This window comes from Kribbella sp. NPDC104218 (genome assembly GCF_055584105.1).
Window position 1 is genome coordinate 309,006 of the sequence record NZ_JBVJMQ010000004.1, and the last position, 23,889, is coordinate 332,894.

At 69.4% G+C, this 23,889-nt stretch carries 18 protein-coding genes; 12 read left to right on the forward strand and 6 right to left on the reverse strand.

The window, feature by feature from the left end:
• Positions 1-50 precede the first annotated feature (50 nt).
• Both ACZ6ZD_RS32475 and ACZ6ZD_RS32480 read left to right on the forward strand, forming a co-directional pair.
• A complete protein-coding gene (locus ACZ6ZD_RS32475) occupies positions 51-2,414 on the forward strand; it encodes a RelA/SpoT family protein (protein WP_238355905.1) in 2,364 nt (787 codons plus the stop codon).
• Positions 2,415-2,444: 30 nt separating this feature from the next.
• On the forward strand, positions 2,445-3,371 hold the full coding sequence (locus ACZ6ZD_RS32480; protein WP_465677853.1) for a hypothetical protein: 927 nt from the start codon (positions 2,445-2,447) through the stop codon (positions 3,369-3,371).
• On the opposite strand, the gene ACZ6ZD_RS32485 is transcribed toward ACZ6ZD_RS32480, so the two are convergent.
• Positions 3,368-4,264: a hypothetical protein gene (locus ACZ6ZD_RS32485; protein ID WP_465677855.1), complete on the reverse strand. Its 897-nt coding sequence runs from the start codon at positions 4,262-4,264 to the stop codon at positions 3,368-3,370. The two genes, ACZ6ZD_RS32480 and ACZ6ZD_RS32485, sit on opposite strands and share 4 nt — an antisense overlap.
• Positions 4,265-4,429: 165 nt before the next feature.
• Here ACZ6ZD_RS32485 and ACZ6ZD_RS32490 point away from each other — a divergent pair, with 165 nt between their 5' ends.
• Both ACZ6ZD_RS32490 and ACZ6ZD_RS32495 read left to right on the forward strand, forming a co-directional pair.
• Positions 4,430-5,011, forward strand: coding sequence for a papain-like cysteine protease family protein (locus ACZ6ZD_RS32490; protein ID WP_465677857.1), 582 nt, complete (start codon positions 4,430-4,432; stop codon positions 5,009-5,011).
• A 1-nt stretch (position 5,012) separates the two neighbouring features.
• Entirely contained in the window at positions 5,013-5,756 is a 744-nt protein-coding gene (locus ACZ6ZD_RS32495) for a hypothetical protein (protein WP_465677859.1), read from the forward strand.
• A gap of 23 nt (positions 5,757-5,779) precedes the next feature.
• Here the strand turns inward: ACZ6ZD_RS32495 and ACZ6ZD_RS32500 are convergent, their stop codons facing one another.
• Both ACZ6ZD_RS32500 and ACZ6ZD_RS32505 read right to left on the reverse strand, forming a co-directional pair.
• Entirely contained in the window at positions 5,780-6,643 is an 864-nt protein-coding gene (locus ACZ6ZD_RS32500) for a hypothetical protein (RefSeq protein ID WP_465677861.1), read from the reverse strand.
• 92 nt (positions 6,644-6,735) lie between these two features.
• Positions 6,736-7,962 (reverse strand): DUF349 domain-containing protein, encoded by a 1,227-nt coding sequence (locus ACZ6ZD_RS32505; protein ID WP_465677863.1) that lies wholly within the window; start codon positions 7,960-7,962, stop codon positions 6,736-6,738.
• Between the two features lie 236 nt (positions 7,963-8,198).
• Here ACZ6ZD_RS32505 and ACZ6ZD_RS32510 point away from each other — a divergent pair, with 236 nt between their 5' ends.
• The 5 genes from ACZ6ZD_RS32510 (at position 8,199) to ACZ6ZD_RS32530 (ending at position 14,114) form a co-directional block, all read left to right on the forward strand.
• Positions 8,199-8,888, forward strand: a complete 690-nt coding sequence (locus ACZ6ZD_RS32510) for an MBL fold metallo-hydrolase (protein WP_465677865.1) — start codon at positions 8,199-8,201, stop codon at positions 8,886-8,888.
• Entirely contained in the window at positions 8,885-10,216 is a 1,332-nt protein-coding gene (hisS, locus tag ACZ6ZD_RS32515; protein WP_465677867.1) for a histidine--tRNA ligase, read from the forward strand. Before ACZ6ZD_RS32510 ends, hisS begins: the two co-directional genes overlap by 4 nt.
• Positions 10,213-11,988 (forward strand): aspartate--tRNA ligase, encoded by a 1,776-nt coding sequence (aspS, locus tag ACZ6ZD_RS32520; RefSeq protein ID WP_465677869.1) that lies wholly within the window; start codon positions 10,213-10,215, stop codon positions 11,986-11,988. The genes hisS and aspS overlap by 4 nt, the downstream gene beginning before the upstream one ends.
• A gap of 79 nt (positions 11,989-12,067) precedes the next feature.
• Positions 12,068-13,006, forward strand: coding sequence for a glycoside hydrolase family 19 protein (locus ACZ6ZD_RS32525; protein ID WP_465677871.1), 939 nt, complete (start codon positions 12,068-12,070; stop codon positions 13,004-13,006).
• A 136-nt stretch (positions 13,007-13,142) separates the two neighbouring features.
• Positions 13,143-14,114 (forward strand): glycoside hydrolase family 19 protein, encoded by a 972-nt coding sequence (locus tag ACZ6ZD_RS32530; protein WP_465677873.1) that lies wholly within the window; start codon positions 13,143-13,145, stop codon positions 14,112-14,114.
• A gap of 67 nt (positions 14,115-14,181) precedes the next feature.
• Here ACZ6ZD_RS32530 and ACZ6ZD_RS32535 read toward each other — a convergent pair whose 3' ends face one another.
• Together ACZ6ZD_RS32535 and ACZ6ZD_RS32540 are read right to left on the reverse strand one after the other, a co-directional pair.
• The gene (locus tag ACZ6ZD_RS32535; protein WP_465677875.1) at positions 14,182-14,994 is read right to left on the reverse strand and encodes a hypothetical protein; all 813 of its coding nucleotides are present in this window, start codon (positions 14,992-14,994) and stop codon (positions 14,182-14,184) included.
• Complete coding sequence (locus ACZ6ZD_RS32540) at positions 14,991-15,632, reverse strand: RNA polymerase sigma factor (protein ID WP_465677877.1); 642 nt, start codon at positions 15,630-15,632, stop codon at positions 14,991-14,993. The genes ACZ6ZD_RS32535 and ACZ6ZD_RS32540 overlap by 4 nt, the downstream gene beginning before the upstream one ends.
• 6 nt (positions 15,633-15,638) lie before the next feature.
• Between ACZ6ZD_RS32540 and ACZ6ZD_RS32545 the strand changes: the two genes are divergently transcribed.
• From ACZ6ZD_RS32545 to ACZ6ZD_RS32555, 3 genes are all read left to right on the forward strand, one after another.
• Positions 15,639-16,094 carry a helix-turn-helix transcriptional regulator gene (locus tag ACZ6ZD_RS32545; RefSeq protein WP_465677879.1) on the forward strand — a complete coding sequence of 152 codons (456 nt, stop codon included), beginning with the start codon at positions 15,639-15,641 and terminating at the stop codon, positions 16,092-16,094.
• Entirely contained in the window at positions 16,091-16,522 is a 432-nt protein-coding gene (locus ACZ6ZD_RS32550) for a VOC family protein (protein ID WP_465677881.1), read from the forward strand. Before ACZ6ZD_RS32545 ends, ACZ6ZD_RS32550 begins: the two co-directional genes overlap by 4 nt.
• Positions 16,523-16,631: 109 nt before the next feature.
• Entirely contained in the window at positions 16,632-17,648 is a 1,017-nt protein-coding gene (locus tag ACZ6ZD_RS32555) for a hypothetical protein (RefSeq protein ID WP_465677882.1), read from the forward strand.
• A gap of 45 nt (positions 17,649-17,693) precedes the next feature.
• Here ACZ6ZD_RS32555 and ACZ6ZD_RS32560 read toward each other — a convergent pair whose 3' ends face one another.
• Positions 17,694-23,816 (reverse strand): RHS repeat domain-containing protein, encoded by a 6,123-nt coding sequence (locus tag ACZ6ZD_RS32560; RefSeq protein ID WP_465677884.1) that lies wholly within the window; start codon positions 23,814-23,816, stop codon positions 17,694-17,696.
• Positions 23,817-23,889 lie beyond the last annotated feature (73 nt).

A 23,889-nucleotide genomic window follows, 5' to 3' on the forward strand; every position in this document is an offset into this window, starting at 1 on the left:
AGACTGGGGGTCTGTCGGCGGAGGGACACAACGTGGGCGAAGACCCGGCGATGACGTCAGCGGTACCGAACGTAGTACCGCAGGAGCCTCCGCGCGCCCCGGCACCGGTGCGCCCGGCTCCCGTGTCACCGCCGCCGGCCGCCCAGCCGCCGCGGATCGCCCCGGCTCGTGTGCGGGCCCGGCTGGCCCGTCTCGGCGGGACGCGGCATCCGAACCGGGCTCCGATGCTGGAGCCGCTGTTCCGGGTGGTCCGGGCCACGCATCCCAAGGCCGACCTGGCGATGATCGAGCGCGCCTACCGGACGGCGGAGAAGTACCACACCGGCCAGCTGCGCAAGAGCGGCGACGCCTACATCACGCACCCGCTGGCCGTGGCCACGATCCTCGCCGAGCTCGGTATGACGGTCCCGACGCTGTGCGCCGCGCTGCTGCACGACACGGTCGAGGACACGCCGTACACGGTCGAGGAGCTGACCCGTGACTTCGGCGCCGAGATCGCGATGCTGGTCGACGGCGTCACCAAGCTGGACAAGGTCAAGTACGGCGAGTCCGCGCAGGCCGAGACGATCCGCAAGATGGTCGTCGCGATGGCCAAGGACATCCGCGTCCTCGTCATCAAACTGTCCGACCGGCTGCACAACATGCGGACGCTGGGCTTCCTGCGTCAGGAGAAGCAGGAGCGGATCGCCCGCGAGACGCTGGAGATCTACGCCCCGCTGGCGCACCGGCTCGGTATGAACACGATCAAGTGGGAGCTCGAGGACCTGTCGTTCTCGACCCTGCACCCGAAGGTGTACGACGAGATCGTCCGGCTGGTCGCCGAGCGCGCGCCCTCGCGGGACGAGTACCTGGCCTCGGTCATCGACCAGGTGCACGAGGATCTGCGCGCCGCCAAGGTGAAGGCGACCGTCACCGGCCGCCCGAAGCACTACTACTCGATCTACCAGAAGATGATCGTCCGCGGCCGCGAGTTCGGCGACATCTACGACCTGGTCGGCATCCGGGTCCTGGTCGAGTCGGTCCGCGACTGTTACGCCGCGCTCGGCATCCTGCACGCGCGGTGGAACCCGGTCCCCGGCCGGTTCAAGGACTACATCGCGATGCCGAAGTTCAACATGTACCAGTCGCTGCACACGACCGTGATCGGCCCGCAGGGCAAGCCGGTCGAGCTGCAGATCCGGTCCTTCTCGATGCACCGCCGCGCCGAGTACGGGATCGCCGCGCACTGGAAGTACAAGGAAGACCCGAACGCACCGGCCCCCGAGGTCCCGGTCACCGACGTCAGCACGCCGAACGAGATGCCCTGGGTGCGGCAGCTGGTCGACTGGCAGCGCGAGACGTCGGACCCGTCGGAGTTCCTCGACTCGCTGCGCTTCGAGATCAACAACTCCGAGGTCTACGTCTTCACCCCGCGCGGTGACGTGATGTCGCTGCCGGCCGGCTCCTCCCCGGTGGACTTCGCGTACGCCGTGCACACCGAGGTCGGCCACCGCTGTATCGGGGCCCGCGTCAACGGCCGCCTGGTGCCCCTGGAGAGCACCCTGGAGAACGGCGACGTGGTCGAGGTCTTCACCTCGAAGGCCCAAGGCGCCGGCCCCTCGCGGGACTGGCTCGCCTTCGTCAAGAGCCCGCGCGCGCGGAACAAGATCAAGCACTGGTTCTCCAAGGAGCGCCGCGACGAGGCGATCGAGCACGGTAAGGACGCGATCGCCAAGCAGCTGCGCAAGGAGGGCCTGCCGCTGCAGCGCCTGCTGTCGCACGAGACGCTCACCGCGGTCGCCAACTCGCTGCGCTACCCCGACGTCACCGGTCTGTACGCCGCCGTCGGCGAATCGCATGTCAGCGCGCAGGCCGTCGTCCGGCGGCTGATCGAGACGTACGGCGGTGAAGAGGGTGCGGCCGAGGATCTGGCCGAGGGCCTGCGGCTGCCGGCGACGCGTGAGCGCCGTAAGCGGACGGCGCGCGGCGACGCCGGCGTCATCGTCAAGGGCGCGACCGACGTCCTCTCGAAGCTGGCCCGGTGCTGTACGCCGGTGCCCGGTGACGAGATCATCGGCTGGATCACCCGCGGCGCGGGCGTCTCGGTGCACCGCGCCGACTGCGCCAACGTGGAGAACCTGTCGACCCAGCCCGAGCGGATCGTCGAGGTCGAGTGGGCCCCGACGGCGCAGTCGCTGTTCCTGGTCGCGATCCAGGTCGAGGCGCTGGACCGGGCCCGTCTGCTCTCGGACATCACCCGCGTGCTGTCCGACTACCACGTGAACATCCTGTCCGCGGCGCTGACCACGACCCGCGACCGGATCGCCAAGTCCCGCTTCACGTTCGAGATGGGTGATCCGACCCACCTCGGCCACGTGCTGAAGGCAGTGCGATCGGTGGAGGGCGTGTTCGACGTCTACCGCGTGACGCAGTAGGCGGTTTGTGCGGCCGGGGAGACTGCAGACATGGTCTCCTCGGGTGAGTTCGGGCGGCGCGGGCTGCTGATCGCGGGTGCTGCGCTGCTGGTCGGCTGCAGTGGCTCATCGACGACCGGGACGCCGTCCCCCAGCGGTTCGCCGACCTCGACCGGGACGGTACCGCCGGTGACGCCGACCCCGGGGCTGGGGTCGACCGGGACGGGGAGCGCGACTCCGGGGACGCCGTCCGCTCCGGCGCTGCCGACCGTGCGTCCGTGGGCGCCTGGGGCGGGGGAGATCGCCCCGGAGGTGAAGCGCGCGGCGCTGGCCGCGGTGCGCAAGCTGCTGGAGCGGCCGGGGAACGTGGTCGAGGTGATCGACGCGCAGTACGGCGGCATCCTCAGCACGACCGCGAGTGTGCTGGTGCCGTGCCGGGTGTACTCGATCAGCGGCGGCCGGGTGGTGACGGGCGGTACGACGGTCGACGTCCGGCTCGCGCGTTCGGGTGGGAGCTGGCGCGTGACGGCGACCCATCCGGCGCAGCCGGGGCCGGCGGCGAAGCAGTTGTCGGCGCTGGCGCGGCGAGTGCTCGCGAACGAGCAGATTCTGTTGCCCCCGGCATCTATTGCCGATGTGCGGTCAGGGCAGGTGCACGACAGTGTGCTGACGGCGATGCTGGAGCTGGCCAAGGATTACCGGATCGGCGTCAGCGTGATCCGCTCCGGCCATCCGATCAACGTGTTCGGGACCGATCGTCCGAGCGACCACCCGCGCGGGCGCGCGTTCGACACGTGGGAGATCGACGGCAAGGCGGTCGTCGCGCCGTCCACCTCGCGGACGCTGATCTCGGCGTACATGAAGGCCTCCGAGGCGGTCGGCTCCTACAACGTCGGCGGGCCGGTCGTGCTGTCAGGCGCGGCCTACTTCTCGGACCGGACGCATCACGATCACGTCCACGCGGGCTTCCGCAGTTAGTCCCACTCCCAATTGATGCCGAGGAGGCCCGGCTCGGTGGTGGACTCGAGGAGATGCGCGCGGCCGTCCGGCGTGAGGAGCAGCTCGTCGCGGTCGGCAGCGGGTTTGGCTTGTGGGCGGCGGTACGAGCTGACGCGGACGGGGAGCGCCGTCCGGTCGAACTGGACTTCGAGGACGTAGTGCGTGCCGCCCCACTCGTCGAAGCGGTAGTAGTTCGTCGACGGTAGGGCCGTGTGGTCCTCGATCTCGTAGTGGACGACGGCGGTGTCGCCGACGGCGAGCACCCGGTCGAGGAGCAGCTCGGCGAGGATGGCACCGGCTTCGGGGGAGCGGGCGATCCGGCCGTTGCGGCAGCCGCTGAGGCCGGTGACGGCGAGCTGCTCGGCGTCGCAGCCGGGCTCGCCCTGATGGGCGACGATGATGCGATCGACCGGCTGAACGGCGACGACGCTCTGGACGACGCGGCGGCGCGGCGTACTGCGATCCGCGCCGACCTGGATCTCCTCGACGACGGTCAGGTTGCGGAGGCGGCCGTGGGCCTCCCGGCGGAGCCGGTCCAGGAGCCGGCCGAGGGCTTCGGCGTAGTCGACGACGGCGTACGGCTGGTGGGCCGCGAGCTGGTCGGTGCGGGCCGGCGGGATGCGGACGGTGAGCCAGCCGGGCGGGACCTGGAGCAGCTCCTCGAGCGCGGTGATGACGGCGAGCGAGTCGTCGCGCGGGACTCGGCGTCCGCTTTGCCAGGTACTCAAGGTGGCGATGCCGACGTGCAGGCCGCGATCGGCGAGGTGGGTGCGGATCCGGTTCAGGGCCAGGCCGCGGTGGGCGATCGCCTGCCGGAGCGCGGTCGCGAAGGAGGAGTCCGGGGTGACGGCGGGCACCGACGAACCGGTCATGCGCGTCAGTGTAAACGTTCACAGCGCGCGCCGATATCGCTCGGTGACCCGCTGTTCACGCCCTGCTGCCGTTCACAGCGCGATTCGGCGCGGGAGTCACTTCTTGCCGGGGCCGCGGCACGTCCTGACTATGGACGCCACCAGCACCCCAATCGAGGAGGGAACATGAGCAGGCTCCGCCTCCGCCGCTCGTGGTCATTGCTACTGGCAACCGTGTTCGGCGTGGCCGCACTGGTCCCGCTCGCGCCGGTCGCCGCTGCCGCCCCCGGCAGCTACTACCTGAACATCACCGGGCAGTCCCAGCAGAAGTCGAACTGGTGCTGGGCCGCGACCGGGAACAGCATCGCCGCCTTCTACGGCAAGAACTACTCGCAGAACCAGTTCTGCAACCTTGCGTTCGGCAACAACATGAACGCGACCTGCCCGAACAACCAGGCCACGCTGGGCAACGACCAGCGCGCGTTCAACGCGATCGGGATCAGCTCCGGCAGCTACGTCTCGTCGACGCTCAGTTTCAGCACGCTCGTCACCGAGATCGCGGCCGGTCGCCCGGTGATGACGCGGATCGGCTGGACGGCCGGTGGCGGGCACATGATGGACATCATCGGCTACAACTCCGCCGACTCCACGATCAAGTACTACAACCCGTGGCCGGACGACCCGCGCTACAACTTCTCGACCTACAACTGGTACCGATCGAACTCGCAGTTCACCTGGACGCACTCGCTCTACCGGATCGGAGCCTGAGATGCTCAAGAACATCCTGCTCCGCTCGGCCGCCGTCCTGGCCGCCGGCCTCGGCCTGACCCTCGCCTTCGGCGCCGCCGCGCAGGCCGCCGGACCGGAGCCCGTCCCGGCCGCCGAGTTGTCGAAGGCAACCACCGCCGCGAGCTCGCCGACCGCGTTCAGCCTCCTCGGCCAGGCGACGGCCGCGTCGAAGTCCGCCAAGACGATCGCCAAACCCACCGTCGCCCGCGAGGCCCGCCCGGTCTACGCGCTCAACCCCGCCTTCGTCCGCGACGCCGCGGCCCCCGTAGCCACCTTCTGGTACGCCGCCACCTCCGCCAGCCGTGGCACCGACAAACTCACCGTCTACACCGCCCCCGACGCCACCGGCACCTGGCAAGCCGTCAACGTAGCCACCGGCGACACCGAGTCCCGCATGTTCGCCAAAGCCAACGGCGCCCTCATCTTCACCGAACCCCAAATTGGCGCCTGGTACGCCCTCACCGGCGACCAGATCCGCGCCCTGAACCCCTCCGCCACCGAGTCGGTCGGCAGCGCCCCCATCACCACCAAGGCCTACCAAGACCTCGTCGTCACCCGCTACGCCGACAAACAACCCGGCAGCACCTACGCCACCAACGGCACCGCCGGCGGCTACGCCCCCACCACCCCCACCCCAACCACCAACCTCTGGCTCCCCCTCACCACCTCAGCCCTCGGCATCCTCGTCCTCGCCTTCGTCATCCACCGCCGCCGAACCGCCTGACCCGACCGCACCCCGCCGCCGGTCTACCAGCGGCGGGGTAGGCGCGGCTGCTGGCAGAGGAAGCTGCCTACGGCTAGTTCTAGGGCTGGGTAGGAGCCCCAGAGGTCGGGGCGGCGGACGGGGATGATGTGCCAGTTGAGGGCGTCCAGGGCTGTGCGGCGGGTTTCGTCGCGTTGTTGCTGGGGGTCGGTGGAGTGCCAGGCGTCGGAGTCGTACTCGAGGCCCAGGCGGCGGCCGTCGACGGGGTGATCGGGGTAGCCGAGGTCGAGGTGGAAGGTGCGGCCGTGGCCCTCGACGCGGACTTGCAGCTCGGGGCGTGGAAAGCCGGCGTCGAAGAGGCGGAGGCGGAGCCAGGACTCGCCGGGGGAGTCGGCTCGGCCGTCGGCCAGGTGGAGGAGCTGTGCGGCTTGGGAGGTGCTGTCGGGGGCGAAGTAGGCGGCTGCGGCGTCGTGAAGCTCGTTGCGGGAGACGATGCGGCGGTTGAGGAGCGCGTCGATGGTGGAGAGGGCGAAGGGCCGGGGGAGCTGTTGGGCCAGCTCGACCGCGGTGGCAGCCGGGGAGGTGACCTTGAGACCGTGCAGCTCTACCGACGGGCGCGGACTGAAGGTCCAGTGCGGTTGCAGGAGCGACTCCGGGCCTAGCGCGGTCGGCTCGATGCCGTGCAGCCAGGCGGCGGTCCGCCCGCAGATTGTGGCGTCCGCCGGTACGACGAGCTGCAGTGCGTCGGCGCGGAGCCGTGGGGTGTCGGGCATGCGGACGTCGACGTACACGCCCTTGATTAGCTGACGGATCAGCCCGCGGTCCTGGAACCAGCGCAGTTTGCGCGGGACTTGGCGGGCGGTGAAGGGGATGCCACCGAAGACGTGGGGGTCGTCGTGCTTGAACATCTCAGCAGGATGACCGAAGTCGCCGAGGCGTGCGTCGAGTTATCCACAGGCCATCTTGCGGCCTGCCGTGGCAGGCCGCAGCGTGGTCTCGGTCAGCTGAAGTCGGTGAGGGCGTTTTGGGCTTGGGTTAGCCATTCGCGGCGGGCGGCGATGGCTTCGCGGGCTTCGGTGGCTTTGCGGGTGTTGCCCTGGGCCTCGTGTTTGGCGGCTTGTTTCTCCAGGTCGGTGATGAGGGACTGGAGTTGTTTGACGGTGGCCTCGGCGCGGGCGCGGGCTTCGGGGTTGGAGCGGGCCCAGACGTCGTCCTCGGCGGACTTGACGGCCTGTTCGACGGCGCGCAGGCGGCCGTCGATGGGGCGCATCGAGTCGCGTGGGATCTTGCCGATCTGGTCCCAGCGGTCGAGCAGGTCGCGGAGCTGGTCGCGGGCGGTCTTGGCGTCCTTGACCGGGAGGATGGCCTCGATCTCGACCAGCAGGGCCTCCTTGGCCTTGAGGTTCTCGACCTGTTCGGCGTTCTCCTCGGCCTGGACGGCGTCGCGGGCGCCGAAGAAGGTGTCCTGGGCGGCGCGGAAGCGGGCCCAGAGTTTGTCGTCGACCTCACGCGGGGCGGGGCCGGCGGCCTTCCACTGGCGCATCAGCTCGCGGAAGCGGCCGGACGTCGGGCCCCAGTCGGTGGACGCCGACAGCCCCTCGGCCTCGGCGGCCAGGCGCTCCTTGACGGTGGCGGCCTCGTCGCGCTTGGAGGACAGCTCGGCGAAGTGCTGCTTGCGGTGCCGGGTGTACGTCGTCCGCGCGGACGAGAACCGGTGCCACAGCTCGTCGTCGGAGGACTTGTCCAGCCGGGGGAGCGCCTTCCACTCGTCGAGCAGCTCGCGCAGCCGGGTGACGCCGTGCCGCCAGTCGGTGCCGGCCGCGATCGTCTCGGCCTCGGTGGCGATCTTGGTCTTGGCGGCGCGCGCCTCCTCGACCTTCGCGGCCCGCTCGGCCTTGCGCTTCTCGCGCTGCTGGGCGAGCAGCGGGGTGAGCGCCTCCAGACGGGTCTTCAGCCCGTCGAGATCGCCGACCGCCTGCGCGTCCTCCAGCGAGCTGTTCACCTTCTTCACCGCCGCGCGGGCGTCGTCCGGCGAGACCGTCCCCGCCTGGACGCGCTGCTCCAGCAGCTCCACCTCGAACGCCAGGGCGTCGTACCGGCGGGTGTAGAAGGCCAGGGCCTCCTCCGGGTTCGCGTCCGGCCACTGGCCGACCGCCCGTTCGCCATCCTTCGTCCGTACGAAGACCGTTCCGTCCTCGGCTACCCGGCCCCAGCTCTCTCCGGCCACAACTCGCCCCTTCCGGCGGTATGTACTGCGCTCGTGCCCATTCTGGTCGGCCCCCGGTCCAACTGCGCGAACAGGGGCCGTCCGGGCGCGTCGGGCCGCAAACCCGACGCTTATCCCAGAACAATCACAAACCTTCGGCCGTCACGCAATGCTGTTGCGTCACAATCCGGTGCGAAGTCGCCCACGAGCCACCGGTAGCCTTGGGTGGTCCAGCTCAGGTCTGCGGAAGGTCAGTCGTGCTCATCGCCGGGTTCCCCGCGGGTTCGTGGGGTACGAACTGCTACGTCGTCGCCACCGGCCAGGGCGCGGAGTGCATCGTCATCGACCCCGGTCAGGACGCGACCGCCGGCGTCGAGCAGGTCGTCCGCGAGAACAAGCTGAAACCCGTCGCCGTGCTGCTCACGCACGGTCACATCGACCACATGTTCTCCGTCCTCCCGGTCTGCGGCACGTACGACGCGACCGCCTGGATCCACCCCGACGACCGGCATCTGCTGGCCGATCCGATGGCCGGTATCAGCCGGGAGTCGGCCGCGATGCTGCTCGGCGGCAAGCACGAGTTCGCCGAGCCGGACGACGTCGCCGAGCTCACCGACGGCCAGCGCATCGAGCTGGCCGGGCTGCACTTCACCGTCGACCACACCCCCGGCCACACCAAGGGCTCGGTCACCTTCACGACGCCGTACCTCGGGCCGGAGGACGTGCCCGCGGTGCTCTTCTCCGGGGACGTCCTGTTCGCCGGGTCGATCGGCCGGACGGATCTGCCCGGCGGCGACCATCCGGCGATGCTGCATACGTTGGCCACCAAGATCCTGCCGATGAGCGACGAGATCGTCGTCCTGCCGGGTCATGGCGGCCAGACCACGATCGGCCGGGAGAAGGCGACCAACCCCTATCTGCAAGACCTGGAGATTCCCAAGCCATGAGTAAGGTGACCCCGCTCAGCGGGTTCCCGGAGTTCCTTCCGTCCGATCGCATCGTGGAGCTGCGGTTCCTCGACACGATCCGGGAGGCCTTCGAGTTGCACGGTTTCGCGTCGATCGAGACCCGCGCGGTCGAGCCGGTCGAGCGGCTGTCCAATCAGGGCGAGGACGCCGACAAGGAGATCTACGGCGTCCGCCGGCTGGCCGCCGGCGCCGACGAGGACGCGTCGCTGGGCCTGCACTTCGACCTGACCGTCCCGTTCGCCCGCTACGTGCTGGAGCACGGCGGCAAGCTGGCCTTCCCGTTCCGCCGCTACCAGATCCAGAAGGTCTGGCGCGGCGAGCGCCCGCAGGAGGGCCGCTACCGCGAGTTCACCCAGGCCGACGTCGACATCGTCGACAGCGGCGAGCTGCCGAACCACTACGAGGTCGAGCTGCCGCTGGTGATCGCGGACGCGCTGCGCAAGCTGCCGGTGCCCGAGTTCGTCATCAAGGTCAACAACCGCAAGATCCCCGAGGGCTTCTACCGCGGCCTCGGTCTGGACGACGTCACCACCGTGCTCCGGATCGTCGACAAGATCGACAAGATCGGCCCGGAGAAGGTGGTCGAGCGGCTGGTCGAGTCCGGCGCGAGTGACAAGCAGGCCCGGCTCGCGGTCCAGCTGGCCGACATCTCCAGCGCCGACACGTCGTTCGTCGAGCAGGTCCGCGCGCTCGGTGTCGAGCACCCGACGCTGGACGAGGGGCTCGAGCAGCTCAGCCAGGTGATGGCGGCCGCGGCCGAGCACGCGCCCGGTCTGTTGCTGGCCGACCTGCGGATCGCCCGCGGGCTCGACTACTACACCGGCGCCGTCTACGAGATCTACCTGGTCGGCCAGGAGTCGTTCGGCTCGGTCGGCGGTGGCGGCCGGTACGACGCGCTCGCCTCCGACGGCAAGACGACGTACCCCGGTGTCGGTATCTCGATCGGCGTCTCCCGGCTGGTGCACCGGCTGGTGTCGCAGGGGCTGCTGAAGGGCAGCCGCAGTACGCCGTCCGCCGTCCTGGTCGCCTTGAACGCCGAGGAGGACCGGGCCGAGGCGATGCGGACGGCCGCGCAGCTGCGGAGCCGGGGGATCCCGGTCGAGGTGGCGCCGGCGGCAGCGAAGTTCGGTAAGCAGATCAAGTTCGCGGACCGGCGGGGGATCCCGTTCGTGCTGTTCAGCACCGAGAACGGCCCCGAGATCAAGGACATCCGCAGCGGCGAGCAGACGCCCGCCGACCCGGCGACCTGGGAACCCCCGGCCGCCGACGTACGACCCGGTATCGAAACCCTCCAGGAGAACTCGTGATCCGTACCCATTCCGCAGGCTCGTTGCGTGCCGAGCACGCCGGGCAGACCGTGACGCTGGCCGGCTGGGTGGCGCGGCGGCGCGACCACGGCGGCGTGGCGTTCATCGACCTGCGCGATGCGAGCGGCACGGTCCAGGTCGTCATCCGCGACGAGGAGGTCGCGCACCCGCTGCGCGCCGAGTTCTGCCTGAAGATCGTCGGCGAGGTGAACGCGCGTCCGGACGGCAACACCAACCCGAACCTGCCGACCGGCGAGATCGAGATCATCGCGACCGAGGTCGAGGTGCTGAACTCGGCCGACCCGCTGCCGTTCCCGGTCGAGGAGCACCACGCGACGCCGGTGAACGAGGAGGTCCGGCTCAAGTACCGCTACCTGGACCTGCGCCGCCAGGGCCCGGGTTCGGCGCTGCGGCTGCGCAGCCAGGTGAACAAGGCGGCCCGCGACGTCCTCGCGAACCACGACTTCGTCGAGATCGAGACGCCGACGCTGACCAAGTCCACGCCGGAAGGCGCGCGTGACTTCCTGGTCCCGGCGCGGCTGCAGCCCGGCTCCTGGTACGCGCTGCCGCAGTCGCCGCAGCTGTTCAAGCAGCTGCTGATGGTGGCCGGGATGGAGCGGTACTACCAGATCGCGCGCTGCTACCGCGACGAGGACTTCCGCGCCGACCGGCAGCCGGAGTTCACCCAGCTCGACATCGAGATGAGCTTCGTCGACCAGGACGACGTCATCGCGCTGGCCGAAGAGGTCCTGGCGTCGCTGTGGAAGCTCGTCGGGTACGAGATCCAGACGCCGATCCCGCGGATGACGTACGCCGAGGCGATGGCCCGGTTCGGCTCCGACAAGCCCGACCTGCGGATGGGCCTCGAGCTCGTCGAGTGCACCGACTACTTCAAGGACACCCCGTTCCGGGTCTTCCAGGCGCCGTACGTCGGCGCCGTCGTGATGCCCGGCGGCGCGGACCAGCCGCGGAAGCAGCTGGACGCCTGGCAGGAGTGGGCCAAGCAGCGCGGCGCGAAGGGTCTGGCCTACGTGCTCGTCGGCCAGGACGGCGAGCTGGGCGGACCGGTCGCCAAGAACCTGTCCGAGCAGGAGCGCGCCGGGCTGGCCGACCACATCGGCGCGAAGCCGGGCGACTGCGTCTTCTTCGCCGCCGGCCCGGTCAAGTCGTCGCGGGCGCTGCTCGGCGCGGCCCGGCTGGAGATCGGCCGTCGCGGCGGCCTGATCGACGAGTCGGCCTGGTCGTTCCTGTGGGTCGTCGACGCGCCGCTGTTCGAGCCGGCCGACGAGGCGACCGCCGCCGGTGACGTCGCGGTCGGCTCGGGCGCGTGGACCGCCGTCCACCACGCCTTCACCTCCCCGAAGCCGGACTCGGTCGACACCTTCGACACCGACCCGGGCTCGGCGCTGGCCTACGCCTACGACATCGTCTGCAACGGCAACGAGATCGGCGGCGGGTCGATCCGTATCCACCGCGAGGACGTGCAGAAGCGGGTCTTCAAGGTGATGGGCCTGACCGACGAGGAGGCGACCGAGAAGTTCGGCTTCCTGCTCGACGCGTTCAAGTTCGGCGCGCCGCCGCACGGCGGGATCGCCTTCGGCTGGGACCGGATCACCGCGCTGCTGGCCGGCACGGAGTCGATCCGCGACGTGATCGCGTTCCCGAAGTCCGGCGGCGGGTTCGACCCGCTGACCGCGGCCCCGGCGCCGATCACCCCGGCCCAGCGCAAGGAAGCCGGCGTCGACTTCAAGGCCGTGGAGAAGAAGGCCTGACGCTGTTGCGTACTTGAGCAACTCCCTGGCGGCGGTGGGACGGTGAAGGTCCTCATCTCCTCCCGCCCCAGGAGTGCTCATGCTCAAACGCATTCTCGTGTCCGCGCTCGCGGTCGCGGCCGTCAGCGTCGCCGTGACGGCCCCGGCGTACGCGGCGCCCTTCCGGACCACCGCGAACAACCTCAACATCCGCTCCGACGCCTATCTGTCGGCTTCGGTCGTCAAGGTGCTGGCCGGGCCGACGTCGGTCGAGGTCGACTGCCAGAAGTCCGGTGACTCGGTCACCGTCGGATCGCGGACGACGACCTGGTGGGCGCATCTGCCCGCGCACAACGGCTATGCGACCGTCGCGTATCTCGACACGCCCGGTGCGAAGCTGCCCGGCGTACCGGACTGCCCGCAGGATCCGCCGCAGACCGGTGATGTGACGCTGGCCGACGTCAAGGCGATGTTCGGCAGCCGGATCGCGAACCCGTCGCTCGTCGAGACCGGGCTGCCGTCGCTGAACCAGGCGATGCGCGACGCCCAGATCAACACGGCCCGGCGGAAGGCCGCCTTCCTGGCCACGCTCGTGCACGAGTCGCGCCTGGAGTACAACATCCGCGAGATCGGCGACACCCGGCTGTACGGCGGCCGCGGGTACATCCAGCTCACCGGCGACTTCAACTACGGACCGGCCGGCCGGTACTTCGGCATCGATCTGCTCGGCAACCCGGAGCTGGCCCGCTCGCTGCAGTGGAGCGCCCCGATCGCCCGCTGGTACTGGACGGTCGCGCGCAACATCAACCCGTACGCCGATGCCCTGGACATGGGCCGGGTCAACGCCGCGATCGGCTACCCGGCCGGTAGCGAGGACACCCGGCGCTGCGACTCGTTCAAGAACGCGCTGCGTTACCTGAGCGGCTCGGTGCCGAGCGGCGTGAAGTGCACGCGCCCGGCCAAGATGTCCGGCGACACCAGCGGGCTCAGCCGCGCCGAGTTCGAGGCGCTGACCAAGGCGCCGGGCACGGTCGGCTGATCGATCTGGGTCGAAGGGCTGATTCATCAGGGTCGAAAGGGTTGCCGCGGGACGGAGATCGGTGGAAAGTGACCATGGAAAGTGGTCTATAGGAAAATTTTCACGGATTTCCGTCCCTCCCGCCCTGGAGTTCCTGATGATCCTTCGCCGTCTCAGTACCGCATTACTCGCCGGACTGGGCGTGATCGCCGCCGGCCTGGTCGCCGCGACCCCCGCACAGGCGGCCGTGTTCTCGACGTACGGCACGGGGGTGAACGTCCGCGCCGACGCCTACCTCACGGCCGCGGTCGTCCGCACGCTGCCCGGCCCGACCCAGATCGACGTCGACTGCCAGAAGCGGGGCAGCCGGGTGACGACCAGTGAGGGCACCAGCGAGTGGTGGGCCCACGTGCCCGCGCTCGGCGGCTATGTCTCGGTCGTGTTCGTCTCGATTCCCGAGGACAAACTGCCCGGCGTCGCCGAGTGCGCGACCGAGCCCGAGCCGCCCTGGGTTGACATCACCTACGCCGATATCGACGCGATGTTCCGCAGCCGGATCGCCAAGCCGGACACGGTGAGGGCCGGGCTGCCGGGGCTGAACCAGGCGATGCGCCAAGCGCAGATCAACACGCCGTACCGCAAGGCCGCCTTCCTGGCCACGCTCGTCCACGAGTCGCGCCTCGAGTACGACATCCGCGAGATCGGCGACACCCGCCCGTACGGCGGCCGCGGCTACATCCAGCTCACCGGCGACTTCAACTACCGCCCAGCGGGCCAGTGGCTCGGCGTCGATCTGATCGCCAACCCCGAGCTGGCGCGGGACATCCGTTACAGCGCGCAGATCGCCCGCTGGTACTGGACGGTCGCCCGCAACATCAACCCGTACGCCGACGCCCTCAAGATGGGCCGGGTCAACGCAGCGATCGGCTACCCGGCCGGAGCCGAGGACGGACGCCGCTGCGAGACGTTCCGGGTGGCGATCGCGTACCTGACCGGCCAGCCGGCCCCGGCCGTCAACTGCAGCCGGACGGCTCCGCTGGCCGGTGACACCAGCGAGCTGACCCGTTCCGAGTTCGACGCGCTGGTGCAGCAGGAAGACCGGGTGAGCACGCAGGGCGGCCGCGGCTGACCCCTCCGCCAACCGAGACCACCCCGCGCCGGCCGGGCCCCTTGAGGGTCCGGCCGGCGCGTTGCGTTCACCCGAAGGTCTTGGCCCAGATCTGCTTGCCGTCTTTGTTCAGGGCGCGGACGTCGACCTCGGACCGGCGGTGTTCGGCCACGGCACCGGGTAGTTCGCCTGCGACGTACCCCGACATGTCCTCGACCTGCACCCAGAACCAGGGCGACGCCTTCTCGGTGCCGCGGATCCGGAGCTGGACCCGGTCGACTCGCGGGTCGGTGCGGAACGAGAACGACGCCCGCGCTGCTCCATCTACCGTCGACCAGGCCCAGGTGCCGTGGACCGGGTCGTCGGTCCAGTGGCGGCCGTCGGCCACGGTTCCGTCGCGCAGGAATTCGCCGTCCAGGCACTGGTACCAGACGTTGTCCTTCTTGGTGACGAACGTGAGCGCCAGCCGCGGCGTACTGCCCGGGATAGTGATCCAGTGCGCGCTGCGAATGGTCTTCGCCTGCTCCGGGTTACCCAGGTGGTTCGGGTAGCCGTAGGCGTTCTTCTGTGGGGTGAGGCATTCCCACGCCGCTCCATCGATCTCAGGCGGAGTCGCAATGCCCCTCTCGAGTGTCTGCTCCGGTGACTCGTTGGCAGGCACCTGGACGACGCCGCGCGGCCCTGCCGGTCCTGAGCCGTCGGAACGGCTCAGATTGACCACGCTGATCGTGCTGACCGCGACTGCGGCGATGGCCGCGACAATCGGTACCCAGGTGAACAGCGCGCGCCGGTGCGATCCCGGCTGGTCCTGCTGGCGTGCTTTGCGGACCAGGTCGTGCTTGAGGTCGGCTGCGTACTCCGGGTCGAGCTGCTCGACCGGCGGGGGAGTGCTGAGGTTCATCGGTTTTCCTCCAGCAGTGCGGGCAGACGACGGCGCGCCCGGGACAGCCGGGCCTTGACAGTGCCCTCGGCGACTCCGAGGACGACAGCGGCGTCCGCAATCGACAGCTGGGCCCAATAGACCAGCTCGATCGTTTCGCGCTCATGGCCCGGAAGAGCCGCCAGGGCTGCCCGCACGGCCCGGATGTGCTGCTCCGAGTCCACCCGAGCCGCTACGGCCTCGGAGTGGTCCGGGTGGTGCACAGGAGCCGGTTGGCGAAGCAGAAACTGCGTCATCCTGCGTCGGGCCCGCGTGCTGTTCCGCAGCTCGTTTCGAGCGATTGCCAGCAGCCACGGCTTCGCACTCCCGTGCTGCAACGGTCCGGGGTCAGTACGCCCGAACTGCCGCCACGCCGTCACGAATGTCGCCTGGACGGCGTCGTCGGCGTACGCGTAGGACCCGGTATGCCGCACCGCGTAGGCATGCACCGCGTCCGCGTACCGGCTGAACAACTCCCCGAGCGCCTCCGGATCCCGCGCCCGCAGCGCGTCCCACAGGTCCTCGTCCCCGTCCACCGGCGGAGCATGGTCCGTCCGCCGCGAAGTCATCGTCATACCCCTATAGGTCCGCAGCCGGCCGTCCGGTTGCAGTACTACCATCGCAGCATGGTGCCGGTGGACCTCTTGGCGCACCTGCGCCGCGCACGCGACACGGCCGACCGCCACTTCGCCGAGCCGCTCGATCTGGCCGCCCTGGCCCGGGCAGCCGGGGTGTCGAAGTACCACTTCCTCCGCTGCTTCGCGGCCGAGTACGGCGAGACGCCGATGCAGTACGTGACCCGGCGCCGGATCGAGCGCGCCACCGACCTGCTCCGGGCGACGAACCTGACAGTGACCGAGGTGTGCGGGCTGGTCGGCTACAGCAGCCTGGGCACGTTCTCGCGCCGCTTCACCGAGCTGGTCGGGACGACGCCGACGGCGTACCAGCGCACCCAGCAGGGCGCCCGAATCCCCGGGTGCTTCGTCTTCATGCTCGGGCTGGACTCCGCAATTCCGGAGAAGCAACCGCGCGGCCCACACGCCTACGGTCGAGATCTCACCGACAACGAGGAGACACCGTGATCACCAACGTCCATCTGGTCACCGTCTACGTGAACGACATCGACGCGGCCAAGGCGTTCTACACCGAGAAACTCGGCTTCGTCCTGAAGACCGACATCACCCTCAGCGCGGACTTCCGCTGGGTCACCGTCCACCAGGCCGACCACCCCGAACTCGAGCTCGCCCTGATGCTCCCCGGCCCGCCGATGGACGCCGAGTCCGCGGACGCCGTCCGCCGGATCCTCGCCAAAGGCATGATGCACGGCGTCGGCCTGGCCACCGACGACTGCCGCAAGACCTTCGCCGACCTGGTCGCCAACGGCGTCGAGTACCTCCAAGAGCCCTCCGAACGCCCCTACGGCATCGAAGCCGTCCTCCGCGACAACTCCGGCAACTGGCTCGTCCTCGTCGAACAACGCCCCTACACGCCCGCCGACTTCGCGGACTGAGAGCGGAGTGCGACCGGACTGCGAGCGGCCGCGGCTGTACTGAGGCCGGCTCCCGCCGGGGGCCGCTGCGACGGGACGTCGCGGCTGGGCAGCCCGGGAGGGACCTCACATGGGAGAGCTGGCGCAACTACGAGAGAACCCGGCATGGGGGCCGGCAGTACGTGCTCTGCCCGCCGGGCGGACTCGGCTCGTGCTGGGCGATCTGGACGCCGTCCAGGTGCGGGTGCTGTCTCCGGCGATCACGAGCCTGACCGCTATCCTGGTGGACGCCGTCGGCGGACCACGCCAAGGAGTGCCACGAGCCTGGACGACGGCGCTGCGCCGCGAGCTGCCCGGTACGGCGGTCGCCGCGGTGGCAGCCCAGTTCGAACACGGTCTGCTGCCGGACTGCTTGACCCCGATGAGCGCGGCCCCCGTCGACCAGCAGCTGGAGCAGATCGCCGACCTGAGCCCGCAGGAGCTGATCGACAGCATCGAGCAGATCCTCCCCGACAGCCCGCCGGCCTCCTGGAACGCCGCGCTCCGCAACCCCACCCGCTGGCTGGCCAGCTACACCGCCGTCCTGACCGCCGCCTGGCGCATCTACCGCCCCATCTGGGCCGCCAGCACCCCACTGCGCGAACGCGAGACCGAACGCATCGGCCGAGCCGCAGTCACCGGCACCCTCGACGTCATCCTCAGCACCCTCGCCCGCCGCACCACCTACGCCGACGGCGTCCTCCACCTCCCCGACTCCCTCCCGTACCAGTCCGACCTGGCCGATCGCCCCCTCCACCTCGTCCCCCTGGTCGCCGGCACCCGAGCCTCCATCTTCAACCTCGACGACCCCGCCAAAGCCTGGCTCGGCTACCCCGTCCCCGGCTTCACCCCCACCACCCCGACCCCCACCACCACCGACGTCCTCACTCTCCTCCTCGGCCCCGTCCGCGCCACCCTCCTCCGCACCCTCGAAACCCCCACCACCATGGGCGCCCTCGCCCGCCAAACCTCCCTCACCCCCAGCCAAACCACCTACCACTGCACCCACCTCACCGCCGCCGGCCTCATCACCCGAACCCGCACCGGCCAATCAGTCCAAGTCCACCGAACCCCCCGAGCCGAAGCCCTCCTCAACCTCCTCACCTGACCCAGCCGGGCCGCGGGACGAACCCCGCGGCCCGGCCGTTTCAGCTCAGCAGTTCCCCGAACCCATCGCGTAGTGGCACTTCTTCGGGTCGGCGTTCCCGTTGGCAACCCGCTGCCGCCAGGTCTTGCCGCCGCCTTCGGCCCACCACTTGGTCACCTCGCCCGCCCAGGAGTCGGCGGCTTCTCCGGCGGCCGCGCCACAGACGGCTGCGAGAAAGCCGAAGCTGAGCGCGCCGCAGGCTCCGGCCGCGAGTCCTCCCACCGTGAGCTTCACACCCGACTTGATGTACTGCTGGGTCTGCGGGCTGACCGGTTTCAGCGGGACGTCGACCGGCGGCGCCGGGTTGGCTCCGGCCGGTGACGCGCCCCCGCCACCACGCTCGGCGCGATTGACTCGCTGGTGGACGGCGGCCCACTGGCTCGCCGCCGCGGCGGCTTGAAGGGCGGCCGCACGGAGCAGGTTGTTGACGTTCTTCATCATCTGGTCGAGCTGTTTGGCCTCGGGCTCGTCGACCCAGCGTCTGAGAAGCTTCGTGACCCGTTCCTGGACCTTGACCAGCTCCCGGATGGTCCGCTGGATCTTGACGATCTTCCAGGTCTCCCGCCAGGCCCAGTACCCGAGCACGGCAGCTACCGCATGGAAGCCGAGTTGCCGCAGGACCTGCGACGCGAAGGTGAGCACGCGGACGAACACCCGGGTGCGTTCGAGGACGCGCTTCTCCTCGATGATCCGCTTGTAGTTGACCTTGACGACGGTTCGCAGCATGGTGACGGTCTCGACCACGTACCGCTGGCCGTCCGGGTCGCTGAAGCTGACCGGACTGTTGTTCGCGTAGGCATACGCGTTCATCTGCTGCGGATCCTCGTGGTCGATGACGGGATCCACCGAAATGAATCTGCCGAGACCTGGGTCGTACGCACGGGCGCCGAGGTGCACCAGCGCGCTCTGCGCGTCGTCCACACCCCCGACGAAGCCGCGCTGGCCCGGCCAGGTGGTCGGGGCGGCTCCCCGGTTCTCCCCGTACGGCGTCGTCCGGCGACGCTGGACCGCGAGGCTGTCGGCGTCCACCTGGATGCTCATCGTGCCGTGGTGATCGCTGCTCACCCAGGTGAGCTTGGCCGAACCCACTCGGATCGCGACCTTCTGGTCGCCGAGTGAGTAGTACCGGGTGCCGAGCAGTGATCCGTCGGCGCTCAGCGTCAGCTCGGTGTCACCGAGGAACAGCGTGGTCCCCTTGGCGTCCTTGCGGAGCAGGCGATTGCCGTCGGCGTCGTACACGTTGGTCGACGACTTGCCGCCTCCGGCGACGGTGTCCAGATGGCCGTCTCCGGTCCAGGACAGAGTTTCCGGAGTTCCATTGCGAGTCCGGCTCTTGAGGTTGCCTGCCTCGTCGTAGGCATAGGAGTCGACCTTTGCCCCACTGCTGACCTTCTGGACCGCATGCGGTCTCGGCCCACCCGCGGCCGGATACTCGTACGTGCTGGTCGTTTCAGCCGTCGGAGTGACCCGCTTCTCGGACTTCCGGTTACCGGTGACGTCGAACGTCCAGCTGTGCCAGTACGGCGCCGGCCCGCCCAGCCCGGCCTTGGTCGGAGCAGCGGTACAGTCGCCGCCGCCCGGAGTCCACGCGTTGGTCAGCCGCCGGTAGTGGTCGTAGCCGAAGCATTGGGTGTCGACGGCACTGATGGTGGTCGGCGAGTCCGTCACCTTGGTGATGTTGCCGGCCTGGTCGTACGAGTACGCAACGTTCGACTCGAGCCCGTTCGGTGTCATGAAGACAGCGCTCTTCAACTGGTGCGTGCCCAGCTCGTAGTCATAATGCTGCTCGGCCCAGTTGTCACCACGCTCCATCTTGATCCGGCTGGTCTCGCCGTACGGCGTGTAGTCGACCTCCGTGACGTAGCGATCGGTCCCGATCAGACTGGTCGGCCGGTTGCCCTCGTAGCCGTAGTTCAGCGTCTCCTCGGGCAGACCGCCGACACCAGGCAACTTTGCCGATGTCAGCTGACCGCCCGGTGCGTAGGTCTGACTGACGGTGTAGGTGCCCGCCAGCTTTCCTTCACTCGCTGGAATCACCACCTGCTGCCCGCTCGGCCGACCAGCCTCGTCGTAGCCGGTGAACCGGGTCGTGTACGGGTTGCCGCTCACGTACCGGGTCGTGCTGGTCAGCGAGCCGGCCTTGAGGTCGTCGTACTTCCATTCGTTGAGCAGTTTGCCGTCGGTGTGTTGCGCCGTCCGCCGGCCGAGCGCGTCATAGCTGAAGGACTGGACGACGCCGCGAGCGTCCTTCGAGGTCTCCAGCTGGTCCAGGTCGTTGTAGGTGTACGTCGTCACGCCCTTGTCCGGGTCGTCGTCCCTGACCTTGCGGCCACGCTGGTCGTAGTCGTAGCGCCAGGTGTTACCTGCGGCGTCGGTCAGGACAGCCAGCTGTCCGTTCGGGTGATAGGCGTACGTCGTCGCGTCGTAGTCCCCGGTCGCTGTGCTGCCGTGGAACTTGCGCAGCTCGACGAGCCGGCCCTCGAGATCGGTGATCCGGGTCGTTGCCTGCTCGCCGTTCGGCGGCTCGGTCGTCTGGACGCCGGTCGCGTGGTCGTGCGTACGCTTCCACAGCTGGTTGCTCTCCGACCGCAGCGATTCGGCCGCCGGCCGGCCGAGCGCGTCGTACGTCGTCACCTTCTGCGCCGGGAGATTCCGCTCGTCGGCAGGTTTGACGATCTCGAAGCCGAGTGGAGCGTCGTTGTAGTACGGGCCGTTCTGCTTCACCTCGCGGCCCTGGGAATCGTAGATGTAGTCGGTGACCACGCGGCCGAAACCGTCAGCCGACTCGACCTGCGTCTGGCGCCGGCGCATCAGACCGTCGCTGAACTCCCGCTTGACCTCGACCTCGCCGCCCGCACCGAGCGAGCTGATGGTCACCAGACCGGACTTGTCCTGACCGTCGGCGTACTCCGTCTTCTGGTTCGGGACGCCGCCGGAGTTGCCGGCGAGCCAGCTCTCGATGACACGGCCGAGTCCGTCACGCTTGGTGGTCGACTTGCGGCCGGCCGGGTCAACGACCTCGGTCTCTTCGCCCCAGGCCGGGTCGACCTTCGTCGTGCTGGTCTGGCCGTTCGGCTGGATGACCTTCGTCTCGGTGAGCGGCCCGCCCGACTTCGGCGTGTACTCCGTGCTGGTCGCGTTGTTCTTGGCGTCAGCTGTGCGCTCGGTCCGGCCGAACACGTCGTACTTCGCCGTGCTGACCGTCTGGTAGATCTCCTGGCCGGCCGCATCGAAGCCGCTCAGTCGCTGGGTGGTCAGTCTGGCGCCGGTTGTTGGGTCGTAGGTGATTTTCTGGTCGGTGAGGACGTCGGCCTTCGTCCAGGGCTGGTTGCAGCTGGCGGCGACGGTTTGCTGGCGGGTGGGGAGGCCGGTGAGGCCTCGGGAGGGGTTGGCGAAGTATTCGTAGCGGGTGCAGGTGTCGTCGGTGGGGGTGGACTTGTCGCGTTCGTCGGTTTTGGCGGTGAGGAGGCCGGTGGTGGGGTCGAAGGTGTTGGAGGAGGCGCTTTTGCGCCAGCCGGCGCCGACGGCTTCGTCCTGGCGGACGGCTTGTTCTTCGACTTGGTGGGCGGTGGTGGTGGCCCAGGGGCGTTCGCGGGTGGCTCGGGCTTTGGAGACCCAGTGGTCGGTGACGGCGCGGTCGACGAGGGTGGCGCCGTCGTAGGTCGCCTGTTCGCGGAGCTTTCCCGACAAGGCGTTGGTGTCGGGGGTCTTGGCGCCGGTGGAGTCGGTGATGGTCACCTGTTTGGTGCCGCCGGCGGCGAGTTTGTCGCCGTCCATACCGCGGAAGTAGGTGTTGACCTTGACCTGTTGCGGGCCGTCGACGCCGTCGCCGGTGATGACCTTGACCTTCTCGTAGCCGCGCCACTGGGACCAGGTCTTCTTGCCGATCTCGACCAGGCCGTCCTCGTCGTCGTAGCGCCAGGCGGGCGGGGTCAGGTACTCGACCTTGGTGACGGAGCCGGTGGTGCCGCCGACGAGGTCGACCTCCGTGACCGAGCCGACGACGTACTTGTGGAACCAGTCCTCGCGTTCGGCCTGGTTCTGCGGGGTCCACTTGATCGGGTGGCAGCGTTTGGTGTTCTGGTCGGGAGCCGGCACGTTGCCGGGCAGGCTGCAGTCGGCGCCGAGGTAACCGACGACGATCTGGCCGCCGGTGCCGTAGGTGATCGTCTTCATCCGCGGCCAGTTCAGCGCGGGCTGGCCGATCGAGTCCGGGCCGAGGATGCGGTTCGGTTTCAGCTCGGCGCCGAAGGTTGTCTCGGGCAACGTGGTCTGGCCGGCGACCAGGCCGGCGTTCGTGATGCCTTCGAGCCACAGCATCGGTGAGCGGCCCTCGTCGTTCGGGTTCAGGTAGGTGTGCCGCAGGGTCCACGAGCTGACCGGGGCGAAGGCCGAACCGCGCCAGACGTGGCTGGTGATCTTGGCGAGCCGCTTCTTGGTCCAGAACGACGGGTAGAACTTGTTGTTGCAGTTCGTGTCGCTCGTGCACTCGAGGTCGAGCGGCGTGTCGGGGTAGTCCGCCGCGACGCAACCGGACGACTTGACGCAGCGCTCGGCGGTGTCGAAGGTGACGGCCGCGACCTTGGCGGCGTCGTCGAAGACCTTGCCGTCGCGCTGGCCGTACTCGATCCGCTTGATGTTGCCGGCCCGCGTGTACTTACTGACCGTCGTCGCGGTGCCCGCGCGGGCGTACCGGTTCTCCTCGCGGTCGTAGAACAGGCTCATCGTGTTGCCGAAGGCATCGACCACGTAGTCGAGGTTCCAGCGGTACGCCTGGTCGCAGTACGACGTCGCGAACGTGGCGCCGTGGCACGGCTCGCCGGCGTGGTTGCCGAAGACCGGCATCGTGAAGGCCGAGTTGGTGTCCTGCGCGGCAGAGGTTGCGCCAGGCAACTTGTTCTGGCCGAAGTAGAACTTGGTGCCGGCCTTGTCGGTCAGCACCCAGTATTCGCCGTCGTTGTCGCCGTTCGCGGCGCCGGTCTTGCGCTCGACGGTCATCCCGTCGTCGGTGCGCGACTTCCACTTCTTCGAGTCGTCGTCGAGGATCAGCTCGCCGCCACCGCCGTTCAGCGAGAACGTCGCGTTGTCGGTGGCCCAGCAGTAGTCGCCGACCGGTGTCTTGCCGTTGTTCCCGGTCTGCTCGGACTTGCCGCCGCAGGGCGCGTACTTACGCTCGATCGTGCCGCCCGGAGCGAATTCGAAGCCGGCGCCCGCCCAGGAGGACTGGCTGTTACCGGCCGTCGTCCGGCCGTCGACGCTGCCCGAGGAGTAGCTGAGCGACAGGTCGGCCTTCGGGCCGCCGAGACTCGGCGGGACCTGCATCGGGTAGGACCAGGCGAAGTCGCCCGAGGAGCCGCCGACCTGCCAGGTCGCGGTCGGGCTCAGTGAGGTCGCCGTGGCATCGCCGGCCGGACCGGACGCCGCGGCCCGCAGGGCGAACGTCGAGAACTCCGCACCCACCGGTACGTCGGCCGCGACCTGGCCCCTGCCGTCGTTACGCGTCGGCAGCGGGATCGCGCGACAGGCGGCGTCCGTACAGTCCGGCAGTTTCACCAGCTGGAGCCGCGTGCTCCAGTCGCCGCCGAAGGCCTGCTTGAAGCCGCTGTAGTCGAGCTGCAGCGACACCGGGCCGCTACTGCGAACGCCGTCCGTACGACGCACCCGCAGCCGGACTTCGTTGCCGATCCGACCGTCCAGCTCCACGGCGACCTTGGCCGGGGCAGCGGCAGACTTGGCAGTGACGGTCGCGGCTGGGCCGATCAGTACTGGCAGGACGCCGGCGCGTGCGCCGCGGAACTGCTCCCGGCCGCTCAGCTGCTTGCGGAACTGTTCCCTGCCGTCAGGCTTGGGGACGGCGACCTCGGCCTTCCCAGCCTGCGGCCAGACCGGCGCCGGCACGCTGGTGACGGCCAGCTCGCCGTCCCGGTCCGGTACGCCGGGCTTCGCCGCGATGTCCTGGACGGGGATCGGCTGGTCCTTGCGGGCTTTCCAGCCTGCCTTGGGGTCCTTCGTGGCTCGGCTCTCGGGTGGTGGCGTGGCGGCGGACAGCCCCGGCGTACTGGCGAGCAGGCTGAACGCCACCATCCCCGCCACGGCGGTCCGGAACACGTGCCGTCGTCGACGACGCATGGATCTACCTCCTGAATGGGGACGGAATCGCCCCGAGTGAAGCGATCGCCCACGCGGCCGGGCAACGATTTCA